Annotated in this window: 19 protein-coding genes; 16 read left to right on the top strand and 3 right to left on the bottom strand. The window is 69.8% G+C overall.

From position 1 onward, the window contains the following. The first annotated feature begins 3 nt into the window (after positions 1–3). Entirely contained in the window at positions 4–450 is a 447-nt protein-coding gene (locus E4T13_RS01510) for a DUF6691 family protein (protein WP_137176473.1), read from the top strand. Here the strand turns inward: E4T13_RS01510 and E4T13_RS01505 are convergent, their stop codons facing one another. Continuing rightward, complete coding sequence (locus E4T13_RS01505) at positions 451–1,104, bottom strand: GntR family transcriptional regulator (protein ID WP_170984737.1); 654 nt, start codon at positions 1,102–1,104, stop codon at positions 451–453. A 127-nt stretch (positions 1,105–1,231) separates the two neighbouring features. Here E4T13_RS01505 and E4T13_RS01500 point away from each other — a divergent pair, with 127 nt between their 5' ends. From E4T13_RS01500 to E4T13_RS01430, 15 genes are all read left to right on the top strand, one after another. Then, positions 1,232–3,313 (top strand): hydantoinase/oxoprolinase family protein, encoded by a 2,082-nt coding sequence (locus E4T13_RS01500; RefSeq protein WP_137176471.1) that lies wholly within the window; start codon positions 1,232–1,234, stop codon positions 3,311–3,313. Then, positions 3,310–4,944 carry a hydantoinase B/oxoprolinase family protein gene (locus E4T13_RS01495; RefSeq protein WP_137176470.1) on the top strand — a complete coding sequence of 545 codons (1,635 nt, stop codon included), beginning with the start codon at positions 3,310–3,312 and terminating at the stop codon, positions 4,942–4,944. The genes E4T13_RS01500 and E4T13_RS01495 overlap by 4 nt, the downstream gene beginning before the upstream one ends. Positions 4,945–4,948: 4 nt before the next feature. Further along, a complete protein-coding gene (locus E4T13_RS01490; RefSeq protein WP_137176469.1) occupies positions 4,949–5,869 on the top strand; it encodes an ABC transporter permease in 921 nt (306 codons plus the stop codon). Further along, positions 5,866–6,723 (top strand): ABC transporter permease, encoded by an 858-nt coding sequence (locus tag E4T13_RS01485; RefSeq protein WP_137176468.1) that lies wholly within the window; start codon positions 5,866–5,868, stop codon positions 6,721–6,723. Before E4T13_RS01490 ends, E4T13_RS01485 begins: the two co-directional genes overlap by 4 nt. Further along, the gene (locus tag E4T13_RS01480) at positions 6,723–7,715 is read left to right on the top strand and encodes an ABC transporter ATP-binding protein (RefSeq protein ID WP_137176467.1); all 993 of its coding nucleotides are present in this window, start codon (positions 6,723–6,725) and stop codon (positions 7,713–7,715) included. Before E4T13_RS01485 ends, E4T13_RS01480 begins: the two co-directional genes overlap by 1 nt. After that, positions 7,712–8,623, top strand: a complete 912-nt coding sequence (locus E4T13_RS01475) for an ABC transporter ATP-binding protein (protein ID WP_137176466.1) — start codon at positions 7,712–7,714, stop codon at positions 8,621–8,623. The genes E4T13_RS01480 and E4T13_RS01475 overlap by 4 nt, the downstream gene beginning before the upstream one ends. Then, complete coding sequence (locus tag E4T13_RS01470) at positions 8,620–9,597, top strand: uroporphyrinogen decarboxylase family protein (protein ID WP_137176465.1); 978 nt, start codon at positions 8,620–8,622, stop codon at positions 9,595–9,597. Before E4T13_RS01475 ends, E4T13_RS01470 begins: the two co-directional genes overlap by 4 nt. Further along, the gene (locus E4T13_RS01465; protein ID WP_137176464.1) at positions 9,594–10,424 is read left to right on the top strand and encodes an alpha/beta fold hydrolase; all 831 of its coding nucleotides are present in this window, start codon (positions 9,594–9,596) and stop codon (positions 10,422–10,424) included. Before E4T13_RS01470 ends, E4T13_RS01465 begins: the two co-directional genes overlap by 4 nt. 13 nt (positions 10,425–10,437) lie before the next feature. Continuing rightward, positions 10,438–11,946 (top strand): ABC transporter substrate-binding protein, encoded by a 1,509-nt coding sequence (locus E4T13_RS01460; RefSeq protein WP_137176463.1) that lies wholly within the window; start codon positions 10,438–10,440, stop codon positions 11,944–11,946. 176 nt (positions 11,947–12,122) lie between these two features. Then, the gene (locus E4T13_RS01455) at positions 12,123–14,165 is read left to right on the top strand and encodes a hydantoinase/oxoprolinase family protein (RefSeq protein WP_137176462.1); all 2,043 of its coding nucleotides are present in this window, start codon (positions 12,123–12,125) and stop codon (positions 14,163–14,165) included. A gap of 3 nt (positions 14,166–14,168) precedes the next feature. Next, positions 14,169–16,064, top strand: a complete 1,896-nt coding sequence (locus E4T13_RS01450) for a hydantoinase B/oxoprolinase family protein (protein WP_137176461.1) — start codon at positions 14,169–14,171, stop codon at positions 16,062–16,064. A gap of 76 nt (positions 16,065–16,140) precedes the next feature. Then, positions 16,141–16,758 carry an NIPSNAP family protein gene (locus E4T13_RS01445; protein ID WP_137176460.1) on the top strand — a complete coding sequence of 206 codons (618 nt, stop codon included), beginning with the start codon at positions 16,141–16,143 and terminating at the stop codon, positions 16,756–16,758. A gap of 288 nt (positions 16,759–17,046) precedes the next feature. Next, positions 17,047–18,234, top strand: coding sequence for a CaiB/BaiF CoA-transferase family protein (locus E4T13_RS01440; protein ID WP_170984736.1), 1,188 nt, complete (start codon positions 17,047–17,049; stop codon positions 18,232–18,234). Beyond that, positions 18,231–19,142: a CoA ester lyase gene (locus E4T13_RS01435; protein ID WP_137176458.1), complete on the top strand. Its 912-nt coding sequence runs from the start codon at positions 18,231–18,233 to the stop codon at positions 19,140–19,142. The genes E4T13_RS01440 and E4T13_RS01435 overlap by 4 nt, the downstream gene beginning before the upstream one ends. Continuing rightward, on the top strand, positions 19,139–20,188 hold the full coding sequence (locus tag E4T13_RS01430) for a CaiB/BaiF CoA-transferase family protein (protein ID WP_137176457.1): 1,050 nt from the start codon (positions 19,139–19,141) through the stop codon (positions 20,186–20,188). The genes E4T13_RS01435 and E4T13_RS01430 overlap by 4 nt, the downstream gene beginning before the upstream one ends. Here the strand turns inward: E4T13_RS01430 and E4T13_RS01425 are convergent. Next, on the bottom strand, positions 20,168–22,081 hold the full coding sequence (locus E4T13_RS01425) for a TRAP transporter fused permease subunit (protein WP_170984735.1): 1,914 nt from the start codon (positions 22,079–22,081) through the stop codon (positions 20,168–20,170). The two genes, E4T13_RS01430 and E4T13_RS01425, sit on opposite strands and share 21 nt — an antisense overlap. 9 nt (positions 22,082–22,090) lie before the next feature. After that, on the bottom strand, positions 22,091–23,044 hold the full coding sequence (locus tag E4T13_RS01420; protein WP_137176455.1) for a TAXI family TRAP transporter solute-binding subunit: 954 nt from the start codon (positions 23,042–23,044) through the stop codon (positions 22,091–22,093). Positions 23,045–23,214: the final 170 nt, after the last annotated feature.

Raw genomic sequence — 23,214 nt, 5'->3', positions numbered from 1 at the left:
CGGATGGCGCGCTCCCTTTTCGCTCTGGCCGCGGGCGCGCTGTTCGGGCTGGGTCTGCTCCTTTCCGGCATGGTCAATCCGGCGAAGGTCCTGGCCTTCCTCGATGTCTCCGGTGCCTGGGACCCAAGCCTCGCATTCGTGATGGGCGGTGCCATTCCCGTCGCGGCGCTCGGCTTTCGGCTGGGCGCCCGGCGCGCGGCCCCTCTCTGCGCACCACGGTTCTCTCCGCCGACACGCACCGTGATCGATGCCAAGCTGATTGGAGGCGCAGTGCTGTTCGGCGTCGGCTGGGGGCTGGCTGGCTTCTGCCCGGGCCCGGCGCTGGCCTCGCTCTGCTTCGGCGGCTGGAAGGTGGCGCTCTTCGTGGCGGCGATGCTGATGGGTATGTACGCGTTCCACGTCACCCTTGCTCGCCCGGGGAATGCCCCGCCGGCCGCCTCGCGCGGCTGATCAGCCGACGTCGGGCGCCTTCGGCGTGAGGTTATGCACGCGCATCAGCCGCGCGAGCCCCGTTGCGTCGCGCGCGCGGACCAGGCGGATGATCTCGAAGTGATGCTCCGCCGCGCGCTGCAATAGCCCCACGGTGTTGCGCCGACGCGTGACCGCCACGGGCACGCGGCCGCGCAGGTCGAACAGCAGCGCCACCAGCTCGCGGTTCGGGCAGGGCGCAAGCATCAGGCGGTGGAATTCCAGGTTCGCTTCCTCCTGCTCCTCCACCGTCCCGTCCAGCACGTTGGCGCGGAAGCGCTCCGCCTGCACCTCCATCGCGGCGAGCGTCGCCTCGTCCAGCAGGCCGATCACCTGGTCTGCCGCCGCGGCTTCCAGGATGGCGCGGACCTCCATGATCTGCGCCTGGCGTTCCGGGTCGAAATCCTCCACGCGATAGCCGCGCCGTGCGAGGTGCTTGACCAGCCCCTTCTCCACCAGCCGGTCCAGCGCCTGGCGGACCTCCATGCGGGTGGCGCCGTAGCGCGCCTCGAGGTCGACCTGCTTCAGCCATTCGCCGGGCGCGAGATGGCCGAGGCCGATATCCCGCTCCATCGTCCGGGCCAGGGTCCGGGCGCGTTCGCGGCCCAGCCCCGGTCGTGTCATCGGCGCGTCCATGGCTTCGCTTTTTCCGTCGGGAACGACATGCGCCCGCCCGCTTGACCGGATCAAGCGCCCTATGGCACATAAATTGGCGCCAATACAGGAGCCGACCTGGTGCCCACGCCCCTGTCTCCCGCCCGGCATGGCTGAACCGGCCCGCGCGCCGGCCGCGCTGCGCATCGGCGTGGATACCGGCGGCACCTTCACCGATGTCTGCCTCTACGACCCCGCAACGGGCGCACTTTCCGTCTGGAAGCTGTCCAGCACCGCGCATGACCCCTCCGAGGCGATCGTCGCCGGCATCGTGCAGGGGCTCTCGGGCAACGGGCATGCCGGCGCCGACGTGGCCTATGTCGGGCACGGCACCACCGTCGCGACCAACGCGCTGATCCAGGGCCGCCTCGCCCGCGCCGGCATGATCACCACCGCCGGCTTCCGCGACGTGATCGAGATCCGCCGCCAGACGCGCCCCGCGCTGTATGACCTGCAGGTGGAGAAGCCACGCCCGCCAGCCAGCCGCGACCTGCGGCTTGAAGTGCCGGAACGCATCCGCTTCGACGGCAGCGTCGCCGCACCGCTCGACGCGGATGCGTTGCGCACCGCGGCGCGGCGCCTGCGGGAAGCCGGGGTGGACGCCGTCGCGATCTGCTTCCTCTTCGCCCATCTTGCACCGGCGCATGAGCAGCAGGCGCTGGCGATCCTGCGGGAGGAACTGCCGGACGCCTTCCTCTGCGCCTCGCATGAGGTCGCGCCGGAGTACCGCGAATACGAGCGCTTCTCGACTACCACGCTGAATGCGGCGCTCGGGCCGGTTATGCGCTTCTATCTCGGCCGACTCGCGCCGCGCCTGCGCGCGGCCGGCATCACGCACGCGCCGCATCTCACCCAGAGCAATGGCGGCGTGATCTCCTCCGAGGCGGCGGCGCGGCTGCCGGTGCGCACCGTGCTCTCCGGCCCCGCCGCGGGCGTGATGGGCGCGATCGCACTCGGCACCGTCGCGGGCCTTCCGGACATCATCACCTTCGACATGGGCGGCACCTCCACCGATGTCAGCCTGATCAATGGCGGGCGAGCGGTGATGGCGACGGAGGCCGAAGTGCATGGCCATGCGCTGAAGGTGTCGATGCTCGATATCCACACGGTCGGCGCCGGCGGCGGCTCCATCGCGCGGGTGGATGCCGGCGGCCACCTGAAGGTCGGCCCGGCCAGCGCGGGCGCCGATCCCGGCCCGGTCTGCTACGGCCTTGGCAACGAGGAGCCGACCGTCACGGACGCCAATGTCGTGCTCGGCATCCAGAATCCGACGCATCTGCTCGGCGGCCGCATGTCGATCGACCGTGCGGCGGCGGAGCGCGCCATCGCGCGCCTTGCGGACAGGCTGGGCCTCGACACGATGCGGACGGCGCAGGGCATCCTCAGCGTCGTCACCGCCAACATGGCCAAGGCGATCCGCGTGATATCGGTCGAGCGCGGGCATGATCCGCGCGACTACGTGCTGATGGCCTTCGGCGGCGCCGGCCCCGTGCATGCCGCGCGCCTGGCGCGGGAGCTGGAGATCCGGCGCGTGCTGGTGCCACGCAGCCCCGGCATCCTTTGCGCCATGGGGCTGCTGCTGACCGATCTGCGCACCGATTTCGCCGCGGGCCGGATGGTGCCGCTCGCGCCCGCCAGCCTCCCGGGCCTGGGCGACGGCTTCGCCGCGCTGCAAGCCCAGGCCGAGTCCTGGTTCGAAGGGGAGCACATCGCGCCGGCCGACCGCGCCACCGCGCGCCGCGCCGACATGCGCTACGAGGGCCAGGCGCACGAGTTGACCATCGCCTGCCCCGACGGCGCGCTGGACGACGTGGCCCTGGCCTCCCTGCGCCAAGGCTTCGAGGAGGCGCATCGCCAGGTTTATGGCTACATCGCGCCGGAGGAGCCGATCCGCATCGTCGCCCTGCGCCTGGAAGCGACAGGCTGCGTGCCGAAGGCCGCCCTGCCCGTCCATCCGCCGGCCACGACGCCCGTCGCCGATGCCCACATCGGCACGCGCGAAGCCTGGCTGCCGGAAGCCGGCGGCGCCGTCGCCTGCGCGCTGTATGACCGCGCCGGCCTCGGCCCCGGCCATCGCATCCCCGGCCCCGCCATCGTCGAGCAGATGGACAGCACCACGCTGATCCTGCCGGGGCAGAGCGCGCTGGTGGATCCCTGGCTCAACCTGCTGGTCGAGGAGGATGCGGCATGACCGCCCGGCTCGACCCCATCACCGTGGAGGTGATCGGCAGCGCGCTGTCCACCATCGTGGAGCAGATGGGCAAGGCGATCATCCGTGCTGCGTATTCCGCCAACATCAAGGAACGCCGCGACTGCTCCGCCGCGATCTTCGACCCCGAGGGCCGCGTGATCGCGCAGGCCGAGCAGATCCCCTTCCACCTGGGATCGCTGCTGGGCATCACGACCGAGACGCTGAAGCGCGTGGATCCTGCGGGTATCGCGCCCGGCGATGTCTTCATCGGCAACGACGCGCATACCGGCGGCGGCACGCATCTGAACGACATCGTCTTCCTGGAGCCGGTCTTCATCGGCGGCGGCATCGTCGCCTGGGTCGCGAACCTGGCGCATCACACGGATTTCGTGGATCGCGGCCATGCACACATCTTCCAGGAAGGCCTGCGCATCCCGCCGATCCGCCTGTATCGCGCCGGGCACTTGCAGCAGGACGTGATGGACCTGGTGCTGCTCAACTGCCAGGTGCCGCATGAGCGCGTGAACGACTTCCGGGCGCAGATGGCGGCGAACCGGCTCGGCGTGCAACGGGTGGAGGCGCTGCATGCGCGCTACGGCAGCGCCGTAATGCGCCAGGCCGGCGCGATGCTGCTGGACTACAGCGAGCGCAAGGCGCGCGCCGGCATCGCCGCGATCCCCGATGGCCGCTACGTGTTCCGCCACGCCTTCGATACCAGCCTGTGGCCCGAACTGCTGGAACTCGCCGTCGCCGTGGAGGTCCAGGGCGAGGCGATCACCTTCGACTTCACGGGCTGCCCGCCACAGAACCGCACCGGCATGAACATGGTGCTCACGGCGCTGCAGGCCATCGTCTACTACGTGGTCAAGACGCTGATCGACGCCGACACGCCCGCCAATTCCGGCTTCCACCGCGCCGTGCGCATCGTCGCGCCGCCGGGCACGGTGGTGAACGCCCTGCCGCCCGCCGCCGTCTACAGCCGGCACGAGGTGGCGCAGCGCCTGGCGGACATGATGCTCTCGGCGCTCGCGCAGGCGATCCCGGATCGCGTCATCGCCGCCAGCACCGGCATCACCGTGATGACCACCAGCGGGATGCATCCGCGCACCGGCCGCTTCTACGCCTACAATGAGAGCATGGGCGGCGGCATGGGCGCGCGTGCGGCCAAGGACGGGCTGGACGGCGTGCACATGCACCTCACCAATTCCGCCAACATCCCGGTGGAGGCGCTGGAGAGCGAGTATCCGCTGATGGTCGAGGCCTATGAGCTGGTGCAGGATTCCGGCGGCCCGGGGCGCTTCCGCGGCGGCATGGCGATCCGCCGCAAGGTCGCCGCGGTGGATCACGACGCGACCGTCAATCTCGGCGGCCCCAACAACATCGTGCCCGCCTGGGGCCTGGATGGCGGCCTGCCTGGCGGCCTCGCCCATATCGAGTTGGCGGAGGGCATGCCCGCCCTGCGCCAGCGCAACGGCGTGATCGGCGCCGGGCAATGGGCGGCGGCGGTGACCTCGGGCGGCGGCGGCTACGGCGATCCGCGCCTGCGCGACCGTGACCTCGTGCGCCGCGACCTGCGGGAGGAGCGCATCTCCCCCCGCGCGGCGCGCAAGATCTACGGGTTGGAGGAATAGCGCGGTGGCGCGCTATCTCCTCGGGCGCGTGTTCGATGGGCTGGTGGCCATCCTTGGCGTGGTGACGATCGTCTTCGTCGTCTCCCGCCTGCTCGGCGACCCGGCCGTACTGCTGCTGCCGATCGGCGCGACGCAGGACCAGATCGCGGAGCTGCGCGCGGGCCTCGGCCTCGACCTGCCGCTCTGGCGGCAATACCTGGATTTTCTCGGCGGCGCCGTGCAGGGCGATTTCGGCGAGTCGTTCCAGTTCATGCGCCCCGCGCTGGATGTGGTGTTGGAACGGATGCCCGCGACGATGGCGCTGGCCTTCTCGGCTCTCGGTATCGGCATCGTTCTCGGCGCCCTCGCCGGCTCGCTCGCGGCGCTCTACCGCGGCACGGTGGTCGAGGGCGTCGTGATGGTGCTGGCGCTGCTGGGCCAGGCCACGCCGGTGTTCTGGCTCGGCCTGCTGCTGATCCTGCTGTTCGCCGTGGAGCTCGGCCTGCTGCCGACCGGCGGCTATGACGGGCCAGCCAGCCTGATCCTGCCGGCGCTGACGCTCGGCACCTTCACCACCGCATCGATCGCGCGGCTGTTGCGCAGCGGCATGCTGGACGTGCTGCGCGATGACCATGTCCGCACGGCGCGCGCCAAGGGGCTGATGCCGCGCACAGTCTTCCTGTGGCATGTCGCGCGGAACTCCCTGATCCCCGTGGTGACGATGACCGGCATCCTCGCCGGCGAGCTGCTCGGCGGTTCCGTGGTGACGGAGACGGTGTTCTCCTGGCCCGGCGTCGGGCGGCTGATCGTGCAGGCGATGGAGGCGAAGGATTTTCCCGTCGTGCAGGCCGGCGTGATGGTGATCGCCACCACCTTCGTCATCATCAACCTGCTGGTGGACCTGCTCTACGGCATCCTCGATCCCCGCATCAGGCGGCGCGGATGAGGACTTTCCTCGGCGCCCTGACGCGCGGGTCCGGCTGGCTGGGGCTGATCGGCATCCTGCTGATCACGTTGCTGCTGCTCTTCGCCGCCTTCGGACCGTTGCTGGACCTGCCCGACCCCACGCGCACAAACCTGCGTGCGCGGATGGCGGCCCCGACGATCTCGCTGTTCGGCGTTGGCCCGCATCCCCTCGGCACCGACCAGCTCGGCCGGGACATCCTCTCGCGCATCGTCTTCGGCAGCCGCGTGACCTTGGCGGTGGCGGGTGCGGCGGTGATCCTGGGCGGCATCGTCGGCACGCTGCTCGGCCTCGTCGCCGGCTATTTCGGTGGATTCCTCGATCGGCTGCTGATGCGCCTGGCCGACATCCAGCTCGCCGTGCCGCTGATGCTGCTGGCGTTGATGGTGATCGCCGCGCTGGGCCCCAGCCTGCAGAACCTTGTCATCGTGCTCGCCCTGGTGTCCTGGGTGCGCTATGCGCGGATCGTGCGCGGCCAGGTGCTGGCGGTGCGGGAACGCGAATTCGTGCAATCCGCCCGCGCCATCGGCGCCTCTGCCCCGCGCATCATCCTGCGCCACATCCTGCCGAACGTGCTGACGCCGGCGGTGGTAGTAGCCACGCTGGAACTGGCGCGGGTGATCGTGCTGGAAGCGGGGCTGTCCTTCCTTGGCCTCGGCGTGCAGCCGCCCTTCCCCAGCTGGGGACGGATGCTGGCGGAGGGGCGGACCTACATCGCCTCCGCCTGGTGGATCATCACCTTCCCCGGCATCGCGCTGATGCTGACCGTGCTGGCGGTGAACCTGCTGGGCGACTGGCTGCGCGATCATCTCGATCCGCGGCTGAAGGTGCGGTGATGCTGGAGATCAGCGACCTCGCCGTCGGCTTCTCCCGCGAAGGCCGCTTCGCGCGCGTCATCCACGACCTGTCCTATTCGGTGGAACGCGGCGAGACGCTGGGCATCGTGGGGGAAAGCGGCAGCGGCAAGTCCGTGCACGCGCTCGCGCTGCTCGGCCTGTTGCCGCAGCCACCCGGCAAGGTGCTGGGCGGCCGGGCGCTGTTCGAGGGCGAGGACCTGCTCGCCCTGCCGGAATCGCGCCTGCGCGACCTGCGCGGCGGGCGCATCGGCGTGGTGTTCCAGGACCCGATGACGGCGCTGAACCCGGTGCTGACGATCGGCCGGCAGATCGCGGAGCCGCTGATCCGCCACAAGGGCCTGTCCATGCGCCAAGCGCTGGACCGCGCGGCAGAGCTGCTGGACCTCGTCGGAATCCGCGACGCGCGCCGTCGCCTGCCGCAATTCCCGCACGAATTCTCGGGCGGCATGCGCCAGCGCGTGATGATCGCCATCGCGATCTCCTGCGAGCCGGCGCTGCTGATCGCGGACGAGCCGACGACCGCACTGGATGTCACGGTGCAGGGCCAGATCCTCGACCTGATGGCCGGGCTGCGCGAGCGACTGGGCATGACGATGATCTGGATCACGCATGACATGGGCGTGGTCGCCGGCATCGCCGACACCATCCAGGTGATGTATGCCGGCCGCATCATGGAACGCGGTCCGGTCGAAGCGGTCTTCGCCAGCCCGCGCAGCGCCTATACCTGGGGCCTGCTGCAATCCCTGCCGCATGGCGCGCACCCGCCCGGCGGCCGGCTGCGCCAGATCCCCGGCCAGCCGCCGGACATGTTCAACCTGCCGCCCGGCGATCCCTTCGCGCCGCGCAATCCCTTTGCGACCGAGCGCTGTTTCAAGGAAGCGCCGCCGCTGCGGCAGGTGCCGGGCTCCGTACCCGGGCACGTCGTTGCCGCCTGGTACGACCTGCCCGCCGCATTGCAGGCGGCGCCATGACCGAACCGCTGCTCCGCGTCGAGGATCTGCGCCGCACCTATCGCGGGCGCGCCGGGCTGTTCGGCGGCGGCCTGGTCACCCGCGCCGTTAACGGCGTCTCCTTCGACGTCATGCCGGGCGAGACGCTGGGCCTGGTCGGCGAGAGCGGCAGCGGCAAGTCCACCACGGGCCGCCTGGTGATGGGGCTGGAGGAACCGGATGACGGCCGCGTCGTCTTCGACGGCACCGACCTGACGGCGCTGTCCTCCGCGCGCCGAAAGCCGTTCCGCCGGCGCATGCAGATCGTCTTCCAGGATCCCTACGCCGCGCTCAACCCGCGCATGCGCGTCGGCGATTTCGTTGCGGAGCCGCTGGTGGTGCATGGCATCGCCGGCAGTGCGGCAGAGCGGCGCGAGGCGGTGGCCGGGCTGTTCCGCACCGTCGGCCTCGACCCCGCCTTCATGCAACGCTTCCCGCACGAATTCAGCGGCGGCCAGCGCCAGCGCATCGGCATCGCCCGTGCCATCGCGCTGCGGCCGCAATTCCTGGTCGCGGATGAGCCGATCACCGCGCTCGACGTCTCGATCCAGGCGCAGATCGTGAACCTGTTCCAGGACCTGCAGGAGAGCATGGGCCTCGCCCTGCTGTTCATCGCGCACGACCTGTCCATGGTGCGCTATCTCTGCACGCGCGTTGCCGTCATGCTGAAGGGTCGCATCGTGGAGACCGGCCCGACCGCCGCCGTGTTCCAGGATGCGCGACACCCCTACACGCAGGCGCTGCTTTCAGCAGTGCCCATCCCCGATCCGCTCAGGGAACGCGGGCGGCGGCGCCTGCCCTTCGATGCAGGCGCCTTCGACTTCCCGCCCGGTGCCGCGCTGCGCGACATCGGCGGCGGCCATCTCGTCCTGGAAGGAGCCTCGCGATGAGCGACCTGGTGCGCGCCGCGATCGCTGGCGAGGCCACGCCCCGCCCGCCCTACGCCTTCTGGACGCACTATCCGGAAACCGACCTCGACCCGGACGCCATCGCGCGCGAGACCATCGCCTTCGCGCGCGCCACGCGCCAGGACTTCGTGAAGTCCATGCCCAACGGCCTCTACTGCGTCGAGGACTGGGGCGTGCGCGCGGACTATTCCGAGATCGCGCAGGGCGGCGCGGCGCAGGTGGTGGAAAGCCCGATCCTCACGCCGGAAGATTGGCGCGCCATCCGCCGGCTCGATCCCACCGCGGGCACGCTGGGACGCGAGTTGAAGCACCTGTCCCTGCTCGTGGACGCGCTGGGCGGCGACGTGCCGGTGCTTGCCACCGTCTTCTCCCCCGTGACCATCGCCAAGAAGCTCTCCGGCGGCGCCTTCGCCGCGCATGCGCGAAGCCATCGCGCGCTGGTGCGCGCCGCGCTGGACGAGATCGCCGCCACCACCGCCGACTTCGCCGCGCGCGCCATCGCGCTCGGCTGCGCCGGCGCCTTCTTCGCCGTGCAGGACGCAACGGCCACGCTCGGCGCGCCGGCCTGGAGTGAATTGGGCATGGACCACGACCTGGCCGCGCTGCAAGGTGCGCGCGAGGGCTGGTTCAACGTGGTGCACATGCATGGCGACGATATCCTGTTCGACCTGCTCACCACCTATCCCGTGCATGTCCTGAACTGGCATGTCGGCGAGACGGAGCCGGGCATCGCCGGCTATCGCGCCGCCGGCGGCACGAAGCCCGTGCTGGGTGGGCTGCGCCGCACGCCGATCACGCGCCGCGACATGGCCGCGGTGCAGGCCGATCTCGATGCCGCGCTGTCGACCGATCGCGGACGCGGCGTGCTGCTCTCGCCGGGCTGCGTCATCCGCCATCCCGTCGATCTCGACATCCTGAAGGCAATCGCCGCCCGCATCCGGGGAGAGGATTCATGAAGATCGCGGGCGCGGAGCTTCTCGTCGTCGAGACCGGCACGCCGAAGCGCGGCACGATCATCCTCGTGCATGGCGGCCGCGGCATCGGCGACCACAGCAGCGAGCTGGAAGCCTATCGTCCGTTGGCCGACGAGTACCGGCTGATCGCCTATGACCAGCGCGGCTGCGGGCAATCCTCGCTGACGCCGCCCTTCACCTTCGCCCGCCTGGCCGATGACCTGGAGGAGCTGCGCGCCACGCTGGTCGGCGCGCCCTGCGTGGTGCTCGGCGGCTCCTTCGGCGGGATGATCGCCCTGACCCATGCGCTGCGCCATCCCGGCAGCGCATCCCACCTCATCCTGCGCGGCACAGCTCCCTCCCACCATCACGAGGCGGAGGCAGTGGCGAACATCAAGGCGCGGCTGCACAAGGCCAGCAGCGCCTCCGTCCGCATGGTCGAGAAGATGTTCTCCGAGGACATCGTCGATGACACGGAGCTGCGCCTGATCTGGGCCGCGCTGCAGCCGCTGTACTACGAGACCTTCGACCCCGACGCCTCGCTGGAGCGCACGCGCCGGATGCATTTCCACGCGGAGACGCACAACGCGCTGTTCTCCGACAAGCTCTACGACCTGCGCGCCCGCCTGCCGGAGATCGCGGTGCCGACGCTGGTGGTGTGTGGCGCGGCGGACTGGATCTGCCCGCCCTCGCAGTCCCGGCTGATCGCGGAGACAGTGCCGCGCGCCGAGCTGTTCATGGTGGAGAATGCCAACCATTCCGTGCATTTCGAGGCGCGGGACGCCGTACTCGCCCGCGTCCGCGCATTCCTTTCAACGCATGGGGCATGAGGGAGACAAGGCCATGGGCATTCTGCAGACAGGCCGCCGCAGCGCGCTCGCGCTGCTCTGCGCGGCGGGGCTCGCCGGCACGGCGATGGCGCAGTCGCGATCGCTGACCATCGCCATCGGCACCAATATCAACACGCTCGATCCGCACCAGACCGCGACGATCCAGTCCGACCTTTCGGTGATCAGCCACCTGCATGCGGCGCTGCTGATCCGCGGGCCGGACATGCAGCTCCAGCCGCAGCTCGCCACCGCGTGGCGCGCGGTGGACGACAACACCTGGCGCTTCACGCTGCGCAGCGGCGCCACCTTCTCGAATGGCGAGGCGCTGGACGCCGAGGCGGTCAAGTGGAACTTCGAACGCGTGCGCAACCCTGCCACGCGGTCGCGCATTGCCTCCTGGTTCTCGCTGGTGAAGGAAGTCGTGGCGATCTCCCCCACCGAGCTCGAGATCCGCACCAGCGCGCCCTTCCCCGCACTACCGGCGCAGCTCTCCGCCTTCTTCCTGCTACCGCCGCGCTGGGCGTCGCAGAACAATCCTGCCAATACCGCAGTCGGCGCAGGTCCCTATGAGCTGCAGCAGTTCGTGCCGGGCGACCGCGTGGTGATGCGCGCACGCCAGGGCTGGTTCGGCGAGGCAAGGCAGTTCGACACCGTGACCTTCCGCGTGATCCCCGAAGCCGGGGCCCGCATCGCGGCGGTGATGGCGGGCGAGGTGGACCTCATCACAGGCGTGCCGCCCTCGGAGATGCAGCGCATCAACGCCTCCAACCGGGCCAGCGCTGCGGCAGTCGATTCCACGCGCACCGTCTTCCTGAAGTTCAACAACCTGATCCCGCCGCTGCGCGACAACCTTCCGCTGCGCCAAGCGCTGAATCTGGCGGTGGACCGTGCAGCGATCCGCGACGCGATCTGGAACGGCATGGGAAGCATCTCGCCCTGCCAGCTCCTGACGCCCGCATATTTCGGCTTCAACCCGAACCTGCAGGTTCCGGCCTTTGATCCCGCCCGCGCGCGCCAGTTGCTCGCGCAGGCCGGCATCCGACCGGGGCAGGTCAGCATCAACCTGGAGGTGCCGGTCGGACCCTATCTGCTGGCGCAGGACATCGCGCAGGCCGTGGCGGCGCAGATCGAAGACATCGGCGTGCGCGTACGGATCGTCGAGATGGAATTTGGCGCTTTCATGAACAAGTACATCCGCGCCCAGGACCTCGGCAACACGGCCTACCTGTCGCACGCTTGGCCGACCCTGGACGCGGACGGCCTGCTGACGCTGCTCGAGGCCGGCAATCCCTATGCCTATTGGGACGACGATGTATTCAGCGGCTATCTCCGGCAAGCGCGGCAGACCAACGATCCCGCTCGGCGGCAGGAGCTGTTCAATCAGGCAACGCAGCGCATGTGCGACCAGGCCGCGGTCCTGTTCTTGTTCGTCCAACCGGTGACCTACGCCATCTCTCCACGCGTGCAATGGCAGGCGCGCGGCGACGACTGGATGCGCGCCTGGGATCTCACGCCGCGCTAGGCGGCGCTTCGCCATGCCGGCCGGCATCCTGCCACGTCCAGGACGTCGGCCGCGTCGATCTTCCCCGAAGTCGCCTTGTTCTTCGGGCGCGCGGTGCGGTACGCCCCTCTTCACGGCGGTCTTGACAGAATTGGCGTGCGCCGCCTTCGCTGACAACGAACATCAGCGGAGCGCCCATGCTCAGGATCGGCGTGGACATCGGCGGCACCTTCACCGACTTCGCCATCTGGAAAGATGAAGGTGACGGCTATGTGCTGATCGGCAGTCGCAAGGCGCCGACCTCCCGGCCCGACCTGTCCCAGGCCGTCACGCAAGGCATCGCCGAGATCGTCGCGGAGGCCGGGGTCGACGCCGATGCGCCGATGCTCGTTGTGCATGGTACGACGGTGAGCACCAACGCGGTGATCGAGCGGTCGCAGCCTCCTATTGCCCTGATCACCACCGGAGGGTTCCGCGACATCCTCGGCATCGCACGGCTGCGCCTCGACAAGCCCGTGGATCTGTTCAACCGGCGTGTCGTGCCCCTGGTCCCGCGCGAGCGCGTCTTCGCCGTGCGTGAACGCATGCTGGCGAGTGGCACGGTGGACACCCCGCTGGACGAGGCTGGGCTGCTCGCCGCCGCTCGCACGGCCGTCGATCGCGGCGCAAAGGCCCTCGCGATCTGCTTCCTGCATGCCCATCGCAATCCCGCGCATGAGCGCCGCGCCGTGGAACTCATTCGTGCCGGCTTCGACGGCCTCGAAGTCATGGCCTCGCATGAGGTCTGGCCCCAGCAGTCGGAATATGAGCGCGCGGTACTCACACTGCTCAATGTCTACGTGAAGCCGCTGATGCAGGACTATATCGGCGCGATCGCAGGCTTCCTGCGCGATCGCTTTCCGATGGCACGACTCTACATCACGAAGTCCAATGGCGGCATCATGTCCGCGGACGAAGCGCAGCGCCTGCCCATACACACGCTGCTGTCCGGCCCCGCCGCGGGCGTCACCGCGGCGCAGACCCTCGGCAAGTATCTCGGCCTGGATCCGATCCTGACGCTCGACATGGGCGGCACGTCCACTGACGTCTCGCTGATCGACCAAGGCCGCCCCCTGATCACCGGACAGGCGGAGGTCGGCGACTTCCCGCTGCTGATGCCGGTGACGGGCGTGGAGGCGATGGGCGCCGGCGGCGGTTCCGTCGTCTGGCTCGATGGCGGCATCCTGAAGGTCGGGCCGCGCAGCGCGGGATCGAAGCCCGGTCCCGCGTGCTATGGCGCGGGCGGGACGGAGCCGACGCTGACCGACGCCTATCTGCTTGCGGGCTACCTTTCGCCGGCGGGCCTGCTCGGCGGCAAGCTGAAGCTGAAGCCTGAACTCGCGGCCAATGCCTTCGCGCCGATCGGAGAGAAGCTTGGCCTGGACGTCGTGGCCTTGGCCGAAAGCGCGATCGACGTCGCCACCTCCAACATGCTCGCGAAGATCACGCCGTTCCTTGCGCGCATGGGGGTCGGCGCCAGCGACCTGACGTTGATGATCTTCGGGGGCGCCGGCGGCGTGCACGGCCCCATCCTGGCCGACGAGGTCGGCATCCGGCGAATGGTGGTGCCGCGCTTGCCGTCCGTCTTCTGCGCCCTGGGCGGTCTTGTGTCCGACCTTGTTCATGATGCCGTCCGCACCGTGCAGGGCGAGGCCCTGGATGCCGCACGCCTGGGTGAGATATATCGCGCACTCGAGGCCGAGGGCCTCGCCTGGTTGGATCGCCAGGCGCATCCAGGCCAGGTGCTCGCGACGGAGCAGGCGCGCCTGGCGGAGATGCGCTACGCTGCGCAATCCTTCACCATCCAGATCGAGCTGACAGAAGCCCTGACGGCGGATGGGAACGCGGTGAACGGGGCCTTCCATGCGGAGCATGAGCGCCTGTTCGGTCATGCGAACCGCCGGGCGCCAGTCGCCATCGATACGCTGCGCGTCCGTACCATGGGCCGACAGGCTAAGCCATCCGGCGAACCACTGCCGCCTTCAGGCAGCACGGAAGCGACGCCGCTCGAACGCCGGCGCCTTCGCTTCGGACGGGCCTGGGTGGAAGATGTGCCGGTCTACGACTGGGCAACACTGCCGCGCGGCTGGTCGGCGAACGGTCCCGCGGTGGTTCAGCAGGACCTTGCCACCATCCTGGTGCCGCCAGGCTACTCGGTGCTGCACGGGCTGCGGGGCGATCTCGAGCTGGCGAGGAGCTGAACGATGGACCCCGTCCAGACCGAGATCATGAAGAACCGCTTCACCGCGATCGCGGAGGAAGCATCGACCGTCGCCTACCGCACGGCGCACACCACCTTCGTCAAGCAGACTCAGGACTTCCAGGTCGCGCTGGCAAGGCTTTCCGGTGAGTTCTTCGCCTTCCCCATGATGACCGGCGTCACCTCCGGCAGCGGGCAGTCCATCGTCGGGCTGATCAGCCACTTCCCCGTCGAGGATCTGCGGCCGGGCGACGTGTTGATCTCCAACGATCCCTTCAGCACCGGCGGCGTCGTCACGCACATGATGGACATCCATCTGGCGCGCCCGATCTTCGTGGAGGGCGAGCTGACCTGCTGGGCCTGGTCCTTCGTGCATGCCTCGGACATCGGCGGCGCGGTCCCCGGCTCCATCTCCCCCGATCTCTACGAGTGTTTCCAGGAGGGACTGCGGCTGCGCCCGACCAAGCTGATGCGTGCCGGCGCGCTGAACCAGGACGTGGTCAACATCCTCAAGGACAACTCCCGCATCGGTGACGCCGTCTGGGGCGACCTTGAAGCAATGATGGCCGCGATGCACCTGCTCGACCGCCGCATCAACGAGCTCTGCGCGCGTATCGGCAAGCCCGCCTTCTTCCGCGGCGTGGATGACGTGATGGCCTATACGGAGATGCGCGCCCGCCGCGTCATCGCGGCGCTGCAGGACGGCACCTACAGCTTCACGGACTACATCGAGGGCGACGATTCCGGCGCGGCCGTGCACATCCACTGCAAGCTGACCATCGCTGGCGACGAGGCGCAGGTGGACTATTCCGGCTCCTCGCCGCAGGTGCACGCCGCCTTCAACTTCACCACCGGCAGCCGCACGCATCCTTTCCTCGCGATGGCGCTGACCAACTACATCCAGACCATGGAGCCGGGCATTCCCGTCAATGGCGGCATCATGCGCCCGATCACGGGCTATGCGCCGCCGGGTACGGTGATGAATGCGGAGTTCCCCGCTGCCATGGGCAACCGCTTCGTCGCGGTGATGCGCACCTACGACACCCTGATCGGCTGCCTGAACCAGGCCATCCCCGGCGGCATCGCCGCTTGCGGCGCCGGCCAAGCCGGCATCATCGCGAGCGGCTGGGCGGAGCCCGAGACCGGCCGAACGCGCGTGGCCGTGGTGGAGCCCTTCTGCGGCGGCTCCGGCGGGCGCGTACGCGCGGATGGCGTGGACGCGACGGACACGATGATCGGCTTCCTCAAGAGCACGCCCATCGAGCATGTCGAGACCGAGACGCCGCTGGTGGTGCGTCGGCACGAACTGGTGCCGAACCGGTTCGGCCATGGCCGCTTCCGCGGCGGCGCCTCCGTCGCGATCGAGTTGGAATGCCGCGCGCCGGAGGCTCACATCACCGTGCGCGGCCTGGACCGCTTCCGCTTCCAGCCCTGGGGGGTGTTCGGTGGCCATTCCGGCACCAACACCGTCACCACGCTCAACCCGCAAGGCGAAGCTCAGAACATCGGGCGAATAAAGGTGCTGACGCTGAGGCAGGGCGACCTGCTGCGTATGGTCTCCTCCTCCGGCGGCGGCTTTGGGCCGCCGGCGCTGCGCGATCCCGCTCGGGTGCTGCGGGACGTGCTGGACGATCTTCTAGATGAGGATGCAGCGCGCGCGATCTACGGCGTCGTCATCCGTGATCGCGCGGTGGACGAAGCAGCCACTGCCGTGCTGCGCGCCAACTTGCCGCAGGCCACGGGCTATGCGGTGAAGCACGGCCCGGCGCGCGAGGAATATGAGGCGACCTGGCCCGTGGAGCGCAGCGTCGCGCTGGCAAACCGGGTGCTTGCCGCACCGGCGGGTCTCCGCCGCGCGCTGCTCACCCGTGCGCGCGCGGAATCCGCCGCGGCGGAGTGACCGACCCCGCATTCCCTTCCCGCCCGAACCGGAAGATCATGCGCGGGCATCGCGCCCATAGGGGCAGGAGGACCGCATGATCTATGAACTCGCCACCCTTTCGACCGCCATCGGCGGCGCTGGCGCGGCGGCGCAGGCGATTCCCGAGTGGTGCCGCGACGGCGAGGCCAAAGGCCGCCTGCTCGGCATGTGGAACACCGACATCGGCGCGCTGAACACGCTGGTCGTGCTCCGCGGCTTCGGGTCCCCCGAGGAGGTGCACGCCGAGCGGCAGCGCGCGCTGATGAGCAGCAGCCCCTTCAACGGCGGCTCGTGGCTCACCGCGATGACGCTCGACACCTATGCCCCGCTGTCCTGGCTGCCGCCGGTGGAGACAGGCGCCTTCGGCCCAGTCTACGAGTTGCGTAGCTATGCCGTCCGCCCACACGGCCTGACGCCGCTGATCGAGGCCTGGCGCACCCAGCTTCCTGACCGCCTGCCGCATTCCAAGCTACTGGTTGCGATGTACACCGTGGACGGCCCGACGCGCTTCACCCATCTCTGGCCGTATGCCAGCACCAATGACCGCGCCGCGATCCGAGCAGAGGCCGTGAAGGGAGGCAAGTGGCCGCCGAAGGGCGGCCAGCAGAACCTTTTCGCAGAGGACATGCGAAGCTGGATCTGTCTGCCGCTGCCGGGCTCCCCGCTGACCTGAGCGCCGTTCGCCCTCCCCCGCTTGGCGGGGGAAGGTCGGCGTAGGGGCGGCGCGAGATCGCGATGCCGTGGGTGGCCTTCGGCCTCAGCTTTGCGGCCGAGCAGTCCACGACGCCGCCATACAGATCCTCGCGCGGCACGAAGGCGATGGAATGGGCATTCGCGATGCCGACCGCCAGAGAATGGCAGGCGGCAACAACATGGCGGCTTCCGGCACACCGCGATGCAACGACTTGGCGCAATACCGCGCGCCATGGTTCCATGTGCTGCGGAACGCCGGGGAAGCAGCATGAATTCGGAAGAGGCAGCGGCGCCGCTTAGCGGCCTGACGGTGCTGGACGTGTCGGGCACGCCCGGCCCGGCCTTCGCGACCGCGCTGCTGGCCGACTTCGGTGCGCGGGTGATCCTTTGCGAGCCTCCAGGCGGCGCGGCGCTGCGCCGGCTGGGGTCGGAGACGGTACGGTGCGTGTGGTGGCCGATCGCCGCGCGCAACAAGCTCTCGCTCGCGATTGACGCCGCCCACCAAGCCGCCGGGCCAGTGCTGGAACGGCTCGTCGCCAGCGCCAGGATGCTGGTGCGTGACGACGCGGCAACGCCCTGGCGGGCTGCGGCCTCGCGTGTGTTGCAGGCGCCGCAGGATATCCACCTGTTCCCGACCGGCGCAGACCGGCCCGATCTCTGGCCCTGGAGCACTGCCCCCGAGTTCGCCGCCGCCGCCAGCGGCACCATGGCGCTGACTGGCGAGGCGGACGGCCCCCCCGTGCAGCCCGAGATCCCACTCGCGGAATACGCCACCGGCATGCTCGCCGCCGCCGCTGGGCTATTCGAGCAACGCGCCGCTTTGCTGGAAGGCCGCGCACCGGCGCCGCTCAACTCCGCACTGCATGAGGGGCTGATGCGCATGATCGAATGGCAGCTTCCCGTCGCCTCGTCGCAGGGCCGCGCGGAGCTGCGCTGCGGCAACCGCTTCCCGATGAACGCCAATATCGGCAACGTCTTCCGCACGCGCGACGGCGGGCTGCTGACCGTCTCGGCCGCGACCAACGCGGTGGCGGAGCGCATGCTGCGCATGATCGGCGGCGAGGCGCTGGCGGCCGATCCGCGCTTCCGAACCCAGGCCGACCGGCGCGCGCATATGGACGAGATCGAGGCCCGCATCGCCGAATGGATGTCCCGCCACGACATGGCGGAGGCGCTGGCGCTTGTGCAGGCGAACGACGTGGTCGTGGGGCCGATCCTCGATGCCGGCGCGCTGATGGCCGATCCGCATGTCGCCGCGCGCGAAGGCTTCGTGGAGGTGGCGCTGCCGGAGGGCGGCAGCCTGCCGATGCCCGGCGTGATGCCGCGCGGCCTCGGCGGCGCGGTGCGCCATGCGGGCCCGGCGCCGGGGGCGGACAGCGACTTGGTGCTGGGCTCGCTCGGCTTCGACGCCGACGCGATCGCGGCACTGCGCGACAAGGGAGTGATCTGGGCATGAACGAGGCTTCCATCTGGCCGCTGCGCTCGATGCTGTTCGTGCCGGCGCACCGGCCGGACTTCGTGGCGAAGGTGCCGCGCTTCGCGCCGGACAGCGTCGTGCTCGACCTGGAGGATGCGGTTCCGCCGCAGCACAAGATCGCCGCGCGCGACCACGCGCGGGAAGCGATGGGCTTCCTGCGCGGCCACGGCATCCCCGCCTTCGTGCGCATCAACGCGCTCGACCAGGGGGGGCTGGAGGATGCGATCGCCGTGGCGGCGGAAGGCTATGCCGGAGTGATGCTGCCCAAGGCGGCGACCGCGCAGGAGGTGCAGGATCTCGACGCCGCGCTCGGCTTCGCCGAAGGCCGCGCCGGGCTGCCCTTCCGCTCCGTCGCGATCATGCCGCTGCCGGAGACCGCGGTGGGCATGTGCGACGCGCGTGCCCTGGCCGCGGCAAGCCCCCGCGTGCGCGGCCTGATCGGGGTGGTCGGCGGGCCGATCATCGGCGATGTCGCCCGCGCGGCAGGGTTCCGCCCGACGCGCGAGGGCACGGAGCAGGTCTTTCTCGCGTGCAAGATCGTGCTGGAGAGCCGCGCGGCCGGCGCGATGCACCCGATGGGCAGCCTGATCGGCACGGCGCTGGACGACCACGCGCATGTCCGCACCCTCGCGCAGCGCGCCTTGCAGTACGGCTACACCGGCGCGGTGCTGATCCACCCGTCCCATGTCGCGATCGCGCATGAGGTCTTCACGCCCACGCGCGAGGAGGCGGAGCATTTCGCCGGCATGATCGACGCGATGCGGGACGCCGAGGCGAAGGGCGTCGGCGCCGTTTCCTATCGCGGGCAGATGGTGGACTACGCGATGATCCCGCATGCGGAGGATCTGGTGCGCGCCGCGCGCCGCTTCGGCGTGCTGCCGGCATGACCGCCCCCTCCCTTCCGCTGCGCGGCGTGAAGGTCGTGGAGCTCGGCAGCGTCATCGCCGCGCCCTATGCCGCAAGCCTACTCGCCGAATTCGGCGCGGAGGTGGTGAAGGTCGAACGACCCGATGGCGGCGACGCGCTGCGCCACATGGGCGCGCGCGCCAATGGCGTGGCGCTGTGGTGGCATGTCGCCTCACGCAACAAGCGGCTCGTCACGCTGGACCTGAAGGCGGAAGACGGGCGCGCGGCGTTCCTGGCGCTGGTGGATACCGCCGACGTGCTGCTGGAGAACAACCGGCCCGGCGTGATGGACCGGCTCGGCTTCGGCTGGAAGGCGCTGTCGGCGCGCAACCCGCGGCTGGTGATGGCCAGCATCTCCGGCTTCGGCCAGACCGGTCCCTATGCGCCGCGGCCGGGCTTCGGGAAGATCGCCGAGGCGTTCTCCGGCGCCGTCGCGCTGACGGGCGATCCCGCGCGCATTCCGCTGCATGTCGGCTTCAGCCTGGCCGATGCCTGCGCCGGGCTCGCCGCCGTCTACGGCGTAGCCGTGGCGCTGCATGCGCGCGACGTGCTCGGCACCGGCCGCGGTGCGCATGTCGATGTCGCGCTGTATGAGCCGCTGCTGCGCATGGCGGAATGCCAGGCGGCGCTCACCCGGCTGCTCGGCGCGGCGCCGCGTCGGCAAGGCAGCAACGATCCCTGGGGCTTCGGCATCGCTGGCGACCGCCGAATCGTCACGGCGCGCTGCGCCGATGGCGGCTGGATCGCCGCGATCCTGGAGGGCGGCAGCACGCCGGACCTCGAAGCCCTCGCCGCCGATCGCACGCGCCCCGACGCGCTGGCGGCGCTGCGCGCCGCCGGCATTGAGGCGGTGCCCGTGCAGGACGGCATGAGCCTTCAGCAGGATCCCTATTTCGCCGCCCGCGGCGACGTGGTGCGCACGGCTGATGTGCTGGCCGGCGAAATCGCGGTGCCCGGCGCCGTGCCGCATGGCTACGCGCGCGACGGCCTGCGCGACTTCCTGCCCTCAGGCACGGCGGCGGAGTAGCCAGACCAGGGCGCCGCCCAGCGCCAGCCCGACCACGCTGCTGATCGGCTCCGGCGCCAGGATCAGCGCGGCGGCGACGAACAGCGCCATCCGCGCCAGCGGCGACATTGGCGCGACGAGATAGCCGGACAGCGACGCGCTCATCAGCACCGTGCCGATCACCGCCACAATCAGCGTCACCAGCACCATGGCGGCACTGCCCTCCATCAGCAGCGCCGGGTGCAGCGCGAACAGGAAGGGCAGCAGGTACTTGATGATGGCCAGCCGCACCGTGTGATAGGCGGTCTCGGGCCAGGGCGCGCCGGCGATGCCCGCCGCGACGAAGACCGCCGCGCAGACCGGCGGCGTCAGGGCGGACAGCGTTGCCACGTAGAAGGCAAAGAGATGCGCCTGCAGCGGCGAAAGCCCGACGCGCTGCAAGGCAACCACGATCACTGCGGTGGACAGCACATAGGCCGCCGTAGTCGGCATCCCCATGCCCAGCAGCAGCATCACCGCGGCCGAGAGCAGCAGCGTGACGATTAGGCTGCCGTCGGACAGGCCCAGGATCACCTCGGTGAACTTCACGCCGACGCCGGTCAGATCGATCAGTCCCACCAGCACGGACGCCGCGGCGATCAGCGCGCCCAGCGTCACCAGCCCCGGCCCCGTCTCGATCAGCGCGTTCACCAGCTCGCGCGTGTTGTTCGCCAGATCGTCCAGGCTGCGGGCCGTCAGCAGGTGCGACAGAGCGATGGCGGCCGAGGCCGCCAGCACCGCCCAGGACACCGGCCAGCCCTGCGCGATCATGCCGATCAGCACAACGAAGGGCAGCAGCAGCGGGATCACCACGCGCGGATCGCGCAGCCTTGCGGGGTCGGGCATCTCGTCGGCCGGCACGCCGCCTACCCCGTCCTTCGCGCTGTCGAAATGCACGCTGGCAAGCACGCCGACATAGAACAGGAACGCCGGGATCAACGCCGCCAGCATGATGTCGGTGACGCCGACATTGAGGAAGTCCGCCATCAGGAACAGCCCCGCGCCCATCAGTGGCGGGGTGATCTGCCCGCCGGAGGAAGCGGTTGCCTCGATCGCGCCAGCAACGGAAGGCTTGTAGCCAAGCCGCTTCATCAGCGGGATGGTGAACTGCCCGGTCATGGCGACATTGGTGACAGAGGAGCCGGTGATGGTGCCGACCATCGCCGAGGACAGCACCGCGATCTTCGCTGCCCCCCCGGTGTAGCGCCCCGCGGCCAGCTTCGCCGCGTCCATCATCGCAGAGCCGACGCCGGTATTCATCATCAGCGCGCCGAAGATGACGAATAGCGAGATCAGGCTGACGAAGGAATCCGTCAGCGGCCCCCACAGGCCGGAAGTGCTGAAATAGACGTTCTCCGCCAGGAACTGCCAGGTCAGCCCGGTATGCGCGAAGCGCCCGGGGATGAGGTTGCCATAGAGCGTATAGAGCACCGCCAGCAGCACCAGCACCGCGAAGGAGGACCCGACGGCGCGGCGCGAGACCTCGACGGTGATCGCGGCCACGACCAGCCCCAGCACCAGGTCGCGCGTCGCGATGGCCGCCATCGGGTCCATCATGATGTCCCAGAACTTCAGGTGCAGGTTGACCGCGGCGACGATCAGCACCAGCGCCATCGCCCAGTCGTACCAGGGCACGCGGTCGCGCTCGCCGGCATGAGCGGGAAAGCTGATCAGCCCGATCAGCAGCACCAGCGTCACCGCGATGTTGCGCTGCTGCATGTTCGGCAATTGCCCGAACACCGCGGTGACGCAGAGGAAGGCGACAAGCCCGGCGGTCAGCGCCAGCAGCAGCGGCCGGCGCCAGCCGCCGGTGCGCCCCAGCGGCGCCACCTCGGGAAGGGCCGCGCTCGCCTCACCGGCGGGTGCGGCGGACACGGCCATGGATCAGGGTACCAGTTCGGCGGGCACCTGCACGCCGATCTCGCGGTAGAAGCGGATCGCGCCGGGATGCAGCTTCACGCCACGCACGGACATGGTGTTGGCCAGCACGTCGGTGTCGCGCAGCGGCGCGAAGGCCTCGCGCTGCGCGGCGATGCCGGAATGCATGCCGCGCACCACGCGATAGGCGATGTCGTCGTTCATACGCGTGGTCGCGGCGAAGCCCACCATCAGCTCATGCGTGCGGAAGGCCCCGGCGCCAAGCACGCCGGCCGGCACCTCGCGGAAGCTCATCCAGGGGATCGCCTGCTGCACCTTGGCGATCTCGGCCTCGGTATAGCCGATCGGGCGCAGCGGCACGGTCAGCGCGAGTTCCGCCGTGTTGGCGTCCACATTGCGGCTGCCGCCGGTGCGCGCCTGGCCCAGGCAGCGGCCGGTACGGATCGCGTTGATCGCATCCGCCGCATCCGCGGGGTAGTGCTGCGGCGTGTAGCCCAGCGCGCGGATGATGCGCAGCATGTTCTTCTCGGAGGACGAGCCGCGCATGCCCGCATGGAAGCAGCGGCCATTGAGGTCCGAAAGGCTGCGCACCGGGCTGTCGGCCCGCACCACGATGAACTGCACGGCCGGCACCGCCCACCACAGTACGCGGAAGTCGCGGAAGGGCGTCGCCGCGTTCTCGGCATCCTCCAGCAGGTCAGGCGAGACGCCGCCGAAATTCATCTGGCCGCCGATCATCTGGCGGATATTCGTACCGAAGCCGCCGGTCGAGACCACCGTGACGTTCAGCCCCGGATCGGACTGAGAGATGCTGCGCGCCACCGCCGAATAGTAGGCGAAGAAGGGAGTCGTCGTGGTGGACCCGCCCATCGAGAGCTGCGTTGGCTGGGCCGCAGCCGGATTCACCACCACCGCTGCGAAAGCCAACGCGAATGACACAAGGCGCATGAACGTCTTCATGTGCTTCCTCCCCCCAATTGCAACCTTCGTACTGGCGCCGATGATAGGGAGCCGCGACGCCGCGTGGCAACCGCGCCCCGGACATCTGGCGCGGTGGGCAGGGGACCGCTGCAAGCGTCCGCGGGGACCGAAGTCCCCTTTCGAGGCCCATTTGTGTCGTTAGGCCAGCT

This window comes from Roseomonas sp. AR75, from assembly GCF_005222815.1.
Lineage (GTDB): Bacteria > Pseudomonadota > Alphaproteobacteria > Acetobacterales > Acetobacteraceae > Falsiroseomonas.
The sequence above is the reverse complement of the archived record's forward strand: the minus strand, read 5'-3'. Positions and strand labels throughout refer to the sequence as shown.